This is a genomic window from Streptomyces sp. NPDC056503 (assembly GCF_042794995.1).
Classification (GTDB): domain Bacteria; phylum Actinomycetota; class Actinomycetes; order Streptomycetales; family Streptomycetaceae; genus Streptomyces.
The window spans coordinates 26,857-33,474 of the sequence record NZ_JBHTST010000090.1 but is presented as its reverse complement, the minus strand read 5'-3'; the positions used below and the strand labels follow the sequence as shown (position 1 = coordinate 33,474).

The 6,618-nt window shown below is 72.0% G+C and carries 5 protein-coding genes; 4 read left to right on the top strand and 1 reads right to left on the bottom strand.

The annotated features are described in order from the left end of the window. Positions 1-164: 164 nt before the first annotated feature. The gene (locus ACFQ8C_RS24635) at positions 165-2,186 is read right to left on the bottom strand and encodes a beta-galactosidase (RefSeq protein WP_383461374.1); all 2,022 of its coding nucleotides are present in this window, start codon (positions 2,184-2,186) and stop codon (positions 165-167) included. A 216-nt stretch (positions 2,187-2,402) separates the two neighbouring features. Here ACFQ8C_RS24635 and ACFQ8C_RS24630 point away from each other — a divergent pair, with 216 nt between their 5' ends. From ACFQ8C_RS24630 to ACFQ8C_RS24615, 4 genes are read left to right on the top strand one after another with little or no spacing between them, the layout of a single operon-like run. Beyond that, positions 2,403-3,722, top strand: coding sequence for an ABC transporter substrate-binding protein (locus ACFQ8C_RS24630; protein WP_383461373.1), 1,320 nt, complete (start codon positions 2,403-2,405; stop codon positions 3,720-3,722). Continuing rightward, positions 3,719-4,651, top strand: a complete 933-nt coding sequence (locus tag ACFQ8C_RS24625) for a carbohydrate ABC transporter permease (RefSeq protein ID WP_383461372.1) — start codon at positions 3,719-3,721, stop codon at positions 4,649-4,651. The genes ACFQ8C_RS24630 and ACFQ8C_RS24625 overlap by 4 nt, the downstream gene beginning before the upstream one ends. Beyond that, the gene (locus ACFQ8C_RS24620) at positions 4,648-5,562 is read left to right on the top strand and encodes a carbohydrate ABC transporter permease (protein ID WP_383461370.1); all 915 of its coding nucleotides are present in this window, start codon (positions 4,648-4,650) and stop codon (positions 5,560-5,562) included. The genes ACFQ8C_RS24625 and ACFQ8C_RS24620 overlap by 4 nt, the downstream gene beginning before the upstream one ends. A 29-nt stretch (positions 5,563-5,591) precedes the next feature. Beyond that, positions 5,592-6,617 carry a LacI family DNA-binding transcriptional regulator gene (locus ACFQ8C_RS24615; protein ID WP_383461368.1) on the top strand — a complete coding sequence of 342 codons (1,026 nt, stop codon included), beginning with the start codon at positions 5,592-5,594 and terminating at the stop codon, positions 6,615-6,617. The last annotated feature ends 1 nt before the right edge of the window (position 6,618 follow it).

The window sequence follows — 6,618 nt, the reverse complement described above, 5'->3', positions numbered from 1 at the left end:
GGGGGGCGGCGCCGGCCCCCCCCGCCCCCCCGGGGGGGGGGGCCGGACGGCCTCGGCCGTCAGCCGTCGGCCGTCAGCGGTCAGCCGTCGGCCCTCAGCCCTCAGCCCTCGGCGGTCGGCGGTCGGCCGTCAGCCCGCAGCCGTCGGTCCGCAGCCGTCGGTCCTCAGCCGTCCAGACGGACGACCCGGACGCCGCCCGCCGGGACGGTGAGCGTGCCGCTCACCTCTCCGCCGCCGAGCAGCTCCGTGCCGGTGCCGTCCAGCGGCACCTTCGCCTCCTCGGCGGTGTGGTTGAGCGCGAAGACGTAGTGGCCGTGGGCGCCGGCGCGGCGGACGACCTCCACGTCGTGCGGGATGCCGGGGCGGCTCGGGATGCCGGCGTCCTCGGCTGCCGCGGCCACGATCGCGTCCAGCGAGGCCGCGTCGAGGCGGGTGGAGACGTACCAGGCGGTGCCCCGCCCGAGCCGGTGCCGGGTGACGGCGGGCCCGCCGGCGGCCGGCCCGTCCGCGTACGTCCACACGGTCTCGGCCCCGCGCGGGCGGACGAACTCGGTCCACACGTCGCCGGTGAGCGCCGCGCCGCCGGGGCCGGCGAGGCCGACCCGCTGGTGGTCGAGGAGCGGTGACCACTCGTCGACGGTGAGGCCGAGGACGTCCCGCAGGGCGCCCGGGTAGGCGCCGGGGTGGACGGCGTCGTGCTCGTCGACGATCCCGGAGAAGTACGAGACGACCAGCGTGCCGCCGTTCTCCACGTACTCCCGCAGGTTCCGTCCGGCGGCCTCCGTCATCAGGTAGAGGGCCGGGACGACGACCAGCGGGTAGGCGGAGAGGTCGGCCTCGGGGTGGGCGAAGTCCACCGTGAGGTGCCGGTCGTAGAGGGTCTCGTAGAAGCTGTCGGCGCGCTCGCGGGCGTCGTGCGCCTCGTTCGGCCGCCACTCCAGGCCCTGCGCCCACCAGGACTGCCAGTCCCACAGCATGGCGACGTCCGGGACGGTCCGGCTGCCCCGGAGCTCCTCCAGGGCGCCGATCCCGGCACCGAGCTCGACGACCTCGCGCCAGATCCGGGTGTCGGTGCCGCCGTGCGGGACCATCGCCGAGTGGAACTTCTCGGCGCCGCGCCGGGACTGCCGCCACTGGAAGAACAGGGCGCCCTCGGAGCCGCGGGCGACGTGGGCGAGGGAGTTGCGGGCCATCTCGCCGGGGCGCTTGGCGGGGTTGCGCGGCTGCCAGTTCACCCCCGAGGTGGAGTGCTCCAGCAGCAGCCAGGGGGCGCCGCCGGCGACGGAGCGGGTGAGGTCGGCGGCCATCGCGAGGTTGACGTGGGTGCGCCGGCCGTCGGTGATCAGGTAGTGGTCGTTGGTGACGAGGTCGACCTCGCGGCCCCACGCCCAGTAGTCGAGCGAGTCGCACTGGCTGAGCGCGGTCATGAAGTTGGTGGTGACGGGGACGCCCGGGGACAGCTCGTGGAGGATGTCCCGCTCCGCGCGGAAGTTCTCGCGGATGGTGGCGTCGGCGAAGCGGCGGTAGTCGAGCCGCTGGGCCGGGTTGCCGACGGTCGGGGTGGTGCGGGGCGGCAGGATCTCCTCGTACGAGCCGTACCGCTGGCCCCAGAAGGCGGTGCCCCACGCTTCGTTCACGGCCTCGACCGAGCCGTACGCGCTGTCCAGCCAGCGCCGGAAGTGGGCGGCGCAGCCGTCGCAGTAGCAGGCGCTGACGGGGACGCCGTACTCGTTGTGGACGTGCCAGAGCGCGAGCGCGGGGTGGTCGGCGTAGCGGCGGGCGAGTGCGGTGGTGATCCGGGCGGCGGCCTCGCGGTAGGCGGGGGAGCTGTGGCAGATCGCCCCGCGCGAGCCGTAGGTGTGGCGGACGCCGTCGGCGGTGACCGGCAGCGCCTCGGGGTGCGCGCGGTAGAACCAGGCGGGCGGGGCGACCGTGGGGGTGCCGAGGTCGACCCGGACGCCGTGGGCGTGCAGCAGGTCGAGGACCCGGTCGAGCCAGCCGAAGTCGTACCGGCCCGGCTCGGGCTCCAGGAGCGCCCAGGAGAAGATCCCGACGCTCACCATGGTGACGCCGGCCTCCCGCATCAGCCGTACGTCCTCCTGCCAGACGCTTTCCGGCCATTGTTCGGGGTTGTAGTCCCCGCCGAACGCGAGCCGGGTCAGGCCCTTGGGGGTCGTGGCTGGCATGAGTCTCTCCTGAGCGCCGGTGGAACGGAAGGGGGTGTTCGTTTGCCGTAACTGTGAACGTACACACATCAGATTTCGAAGTGGCAACGCAACATAACCGCACAGGAACAACCATTGACAAGTGTCCGGAACGTTTCTCTACTGTGAACGCTCACAGATGCATGGTCGGCCTCTCCGTCCGATGGAGAGGCCCCTTTCGGTCAGGGAGAACCACCCATGCCCCAGCTCACGCGCCGCAGCCTCGCCGCCGCCACCGCCGTGCTCCTCGGTGCCACCGCGCTCACCGCCTGCGGATCCTCCGACTCCGGCGACGAGGCGGGCGCCGGATCCGGCCCCGTCAAGCTCACCTACTGGGCCTGGGCGCCCGGTATGGACAAGGTCGCCGCCCTCTGGAACGCCAAGCACCCCGAGACCCAGGTCACGGTGCAGAAGCAGGCCTCCGGCGACGACCTCGTCACCAAGATCATCACGGCCGCGAAGGCCCACAAGGGCCCGGACCTCGTCCAGGCCGAGTACCAGGCCCTGCCCACCCTGGTCACCAACGACGCCCTCGCCGACATCGGCCGCGAGGTCCAGGGCGTCGAGAAGCGGTTCGCCCCCGGCGTCTGGCAGCAGACCACCCTCGGCGGCGACGCGGTCTACGCCCTCCCGCAGGACTCCGGCCCGCTGATGTTCTTCTACCGCGAGGACCTCTTCAAGGAGTACGGCCTCACCGTCCCCACCACCTGGGACGAGTTCGCCGAGACCGCCCGCGCGCTGAAGAAGAAGGCCCCCAAGAAGTCCCTGACCACCTTCTCCGCCAACGACTCCGGCCTCTTCGCCGGCCTCTCCCAGCAGGCCGGAGCCCAGTGGTGGACCTTCGAGGGCGACACCTGGAAGGTCGGCATCGACGACGCCGCCACCCGGAAGGTCACCGACTTCTGGGGCGGCCTGGTCGCCGAGGGCGCCATCGACAACCAGCCCATGTACACCCCCGCCTGGAACAAGGCCCTCGACACCGGCGAGCAGATCGCCTGGGTCTCCGCCGTCTGGGCCCCCGGCACCCTGACCACCGCCGCCCCCGCCACCAAGGGCAAGTGGGCCATGGCCCCCCTCCCGCAGTGGACGAAGGGCGAGAACGCCACCGGCAGCTGGGGCGGCTCCTCCACCGCCGTCACCAGCGACTCCCGGCACAAGGAGGCCGCCGCCGAGTTCGCCACCTGGCTGAACACCGACCCCGAGGCGCTGGCCGCCCTCGTCAAGGAGAGCGGCATCTACCCGGCCGCCACCGCCGCCCAGACCAGCGGCGCCCTCGCCAAGGCCCCCGACTACTTCGCCAACCAGCCCGACTTCTACGCGAAGGCCGCCGAGATAGCGAAGACCACCGCCCCCGCCGCCTGGGGCCCCAACGTGAACGTCGCCTACACCGCCTTCAAGGACGAGTTCGGCAAGGCCGCCAAGGCCAGGACCCGGGACGCCTTCGACAAGGCCCTCACCGCCGTCCGCGACACCACGGTGAACGACCTCGACAAGCAGGGCTTCGAGGTCGCCAAGTGACGCAGCCCCCCAAGGGCGCGCGCCGGTCGTACGGGGTCAAGACGGCCCCGTACGGCTTCCTCCTCCCCGCCGCCGTCCTCTTCGTCCTCTTCTTCGCGCTGCCCATCGGCTACGCGGTCTGGCTCAGCTTCCACAAGGTCGAGATCAAGGGCCTCGGCCTCGGCAAGGGAGCCCGGTCCGAGGTCTGGGCCGGCCTGGAGAACTACGCCTCCGCCCTCGCCGACTCCGAGTTCCTCGCGAGCTCCCTGCGCGTCCTCGGCTACGGCGCCCTCGTCGTCCCCGTGATGCTCGGCCTCGCCCTCCTCTTCGCGCTCCTGCTCGACTCCGAGCGCGTCCGGGGCCGCTCCTTCGCCCGGCTGGCGATCTTCCTGCCGTACGCCGTCCCCGGGGTCATCGCCGCCGTCCTCTGGGGCTTCCTCTACCTCCCCGACGTCAGCCCCTTCCACTTCCTCCTGGAGAAGGCCGGCCTCCCCCAGCCCGACCTCATGGACGGCGGCCCGCTCTACCTCGCGATGTCCAACATCGCCGTCTGGGGCGGCACCGGCTTCAACATGATCGTCATCTACACCGCGCTGCGCGCCCTGCCCGCCGAGGTCCACGAGGCGGCCAAGCTCGACGGCTGCTCCGAGCTCCAGATCGCGCTCCGCATCAAGATCCCGATGGTGGCGCCCTCCCTGGTCCTCACCTTCTTCTTCTCGATCATCGCCACCCTCCAGGTCTTCAACGAGCCGATGACGCTCAAGCCGCTCACCAACGGCATCCCCTCCACCTGGAGCCCCCTGATGAAGGTCTACAACGACGCGTTCACCGGCGGGAACATCCACGCGGCCTCCGCCACGGCCGTGGTCCTCGCCCTCGCCACCTTCGCGCTCTCCTTCGCCCTCCTCAGGATCTCCAACCGCCGCACCACACAAGGAGCCAGCCGATGAACGGGCTCGCCTCCCCGACGCTCCGCAAGGCGGCCCCCGCCGCCGGCACCACCCCCGGCGTCCCGCAGGGGCCCCCGCGCCCCCGCCGCACCGCCCTGCTGCCCACCGCTGCCCTCGTCCTCGGCGCCCTCTACTGCCTGCTCCCGGTCGCCTGGGTCGTCGTCGCCGCCACCAAGGCCGACGACGAGCTCTTCTCCACCTTCACCTTCCTCCCGGGCAGCGGCTTCGCCGACAACCTCGGCGAACTCACCGCCTACCGCGACGGCATCTACTGGAAGTGGATGGGCAACTCCGTCCTCTACGCCGGCCTCGGCGCCCTCCTGTCGACGGTCGTCTCCGCCTTCGCCGGCTACGCCCTCGCCGTCTACCGCTTCCGCGGGCGCGAGCTCTTCTTCAACGTCATGCTCACCGGCGTCCTCATGCCCCCGGTCATCCTCGCCATCCCGCAGTACCTGCTGATGGCCGAGGCCGACCTCACCGACAGCTACGTCTCCGTGCTGCTGCCGCTGATCCTCTCCCCGTACGGCGTCTACCTCGGCCGCATCTACGCCGAGGCCGCCATCCCGATGGAGCTGGTCGAGGCGGGCCGCGTGGACGGCGCCGGCGAGTGGCGGATCTTCAGCCGGATCGCCGTGCCGATGCTCGCCCCCGGCCTGGTGACGATCTTCCTCTTCCAGTTCGTCGCCATCTGGAACAACTTCCTGCTGCCGTTCATCATGCTCGGCGACGACGAGAAGTTCCCCATGACCGTGGGCCTCTTCACCCTCCTCAAGCAGGGCGCCAGCCAGCCCGCCCTCTACACCCTGGTGATCACCGGCGCGCTGCTCGCCGTCGTCCCCCTGATCGCGCTCTTCCTCGTCATCCAGCGGTTCTGGAGCCTCGACCTGCTGTCCGGCGCCGTAAAGTCCTGAGCACAGGGGAACGAGGGGAAACACACAGCATGAGCACAGCAGCGAGCAGGCGCCGTCCCGCGACCATCCACGACGTGGCCCGCGAGGCCGGTGTCTCGCGCGGCACCGTCTCCCGCGTCCTCAACGGCGGCCACTACGTCAGCCCCGCGGCCAAGGCGGCCGTCGACGCCGCGATCCGCAGAACGGGGTACGTCGTCAACCGGCACGCCCGCTCGCTGATCACCGGCAAGTCCGACTCGGTCGCCTTCCTCCTCACCGAGCCGCAGGAGCGCTTCTTCGAGGACCCCAACTTCAACGTCCTCCTGCGCGCCTGCACCCAGGCCCTCGCCGACCGCGACATCCCGCTGATCCTGATGATCGCCGGCACCGAGGACGAACGCCGCCGCAACCTCCGCTACATCGAGGCCGGCCACGTCGACGGCGTCCTCCTCGTCTCCAGCCACTCCGGCGACCCCGTCGTGGCCCGGCTCCACGAGGCGGGCGTCCCCGTCGTCGCCTGCGGCAAGCCGCTCGGCCAGACCACCCGCGTCGGATACGTCGCCGCCGACGACCGCGACGGCGCCCGCGAGATGGTCCGCCACCTGTACGCCACCGGGCGCCGCCGCATCGCCACCGTCACCGGCCCGCTCGACACCCCCGGCGGCGTCGAACGGCTCGCCGGCTACCGCGAGACCCTCGCCGACCACGGCCTCCCCGTCGACGAGGACCTCGTCTTCACCGGCGACTACAGCCGCGCCAGCGGCGCCGAGGGGGCCCGCGTCCTCCTGGAGCGGGCGCCCGACGTCGACGCCGTCTTCGTCGCCTCCGACCTGATGGCCCAGGGCGTCCTCGACGTCCTCGCCCGCGCCGGGAAGCGGGTCCCCGAGGACATCGCCGTCGGCGGCTTCGACGACTCCCCGGCCGCGCTCTCCTCCCAGCCGCCGCTGACCACCATCCGGCAGCCCTGGGACCGGATCAGCACCGAGATGGTCCGCACCCTCCTCGCCCGGATAGCGGGCGAGGACCCGGCGACCGTCATCCTCCCCACGGAGCTGGTGGTCCGCGAGTCCGCCTGAC

Excerpts from the sequence above, each read along its gene's own strand:
- ACFQ8C_RS24635 (WP_383461374.1), bottom strand. The coding sequence starts at position 2,186 with ATGCCAGCCACGACCCCCAAGGGCCTGACCCGGCTCGCGTTCGGCGGG.
- ACFQ8C_RS24630 (WP_383461373.1), top strand. The coding sequence starts at position 2,403 with ATGCCCCAGCTCACGCGCCGCAGCCTCGCCGCCGCCACCGCCGTGCTC.
- ACFQ8C_RS24620 (WP_383461370.1), top strand. The coding sequence starts at position 4,648 with ATGAACGGGCTCGCCTCCCCGACGCTCCGCAAGGCGGCCCCCGCCGCC.
- ACFQ8C_RS24615 (WP_383461368.1), top strand. The coding sequence starts at position 5,592 with ATGAGCACAGCAGCGAGCAGGCGCCGTCCCGCGACCATCCACGACGTG.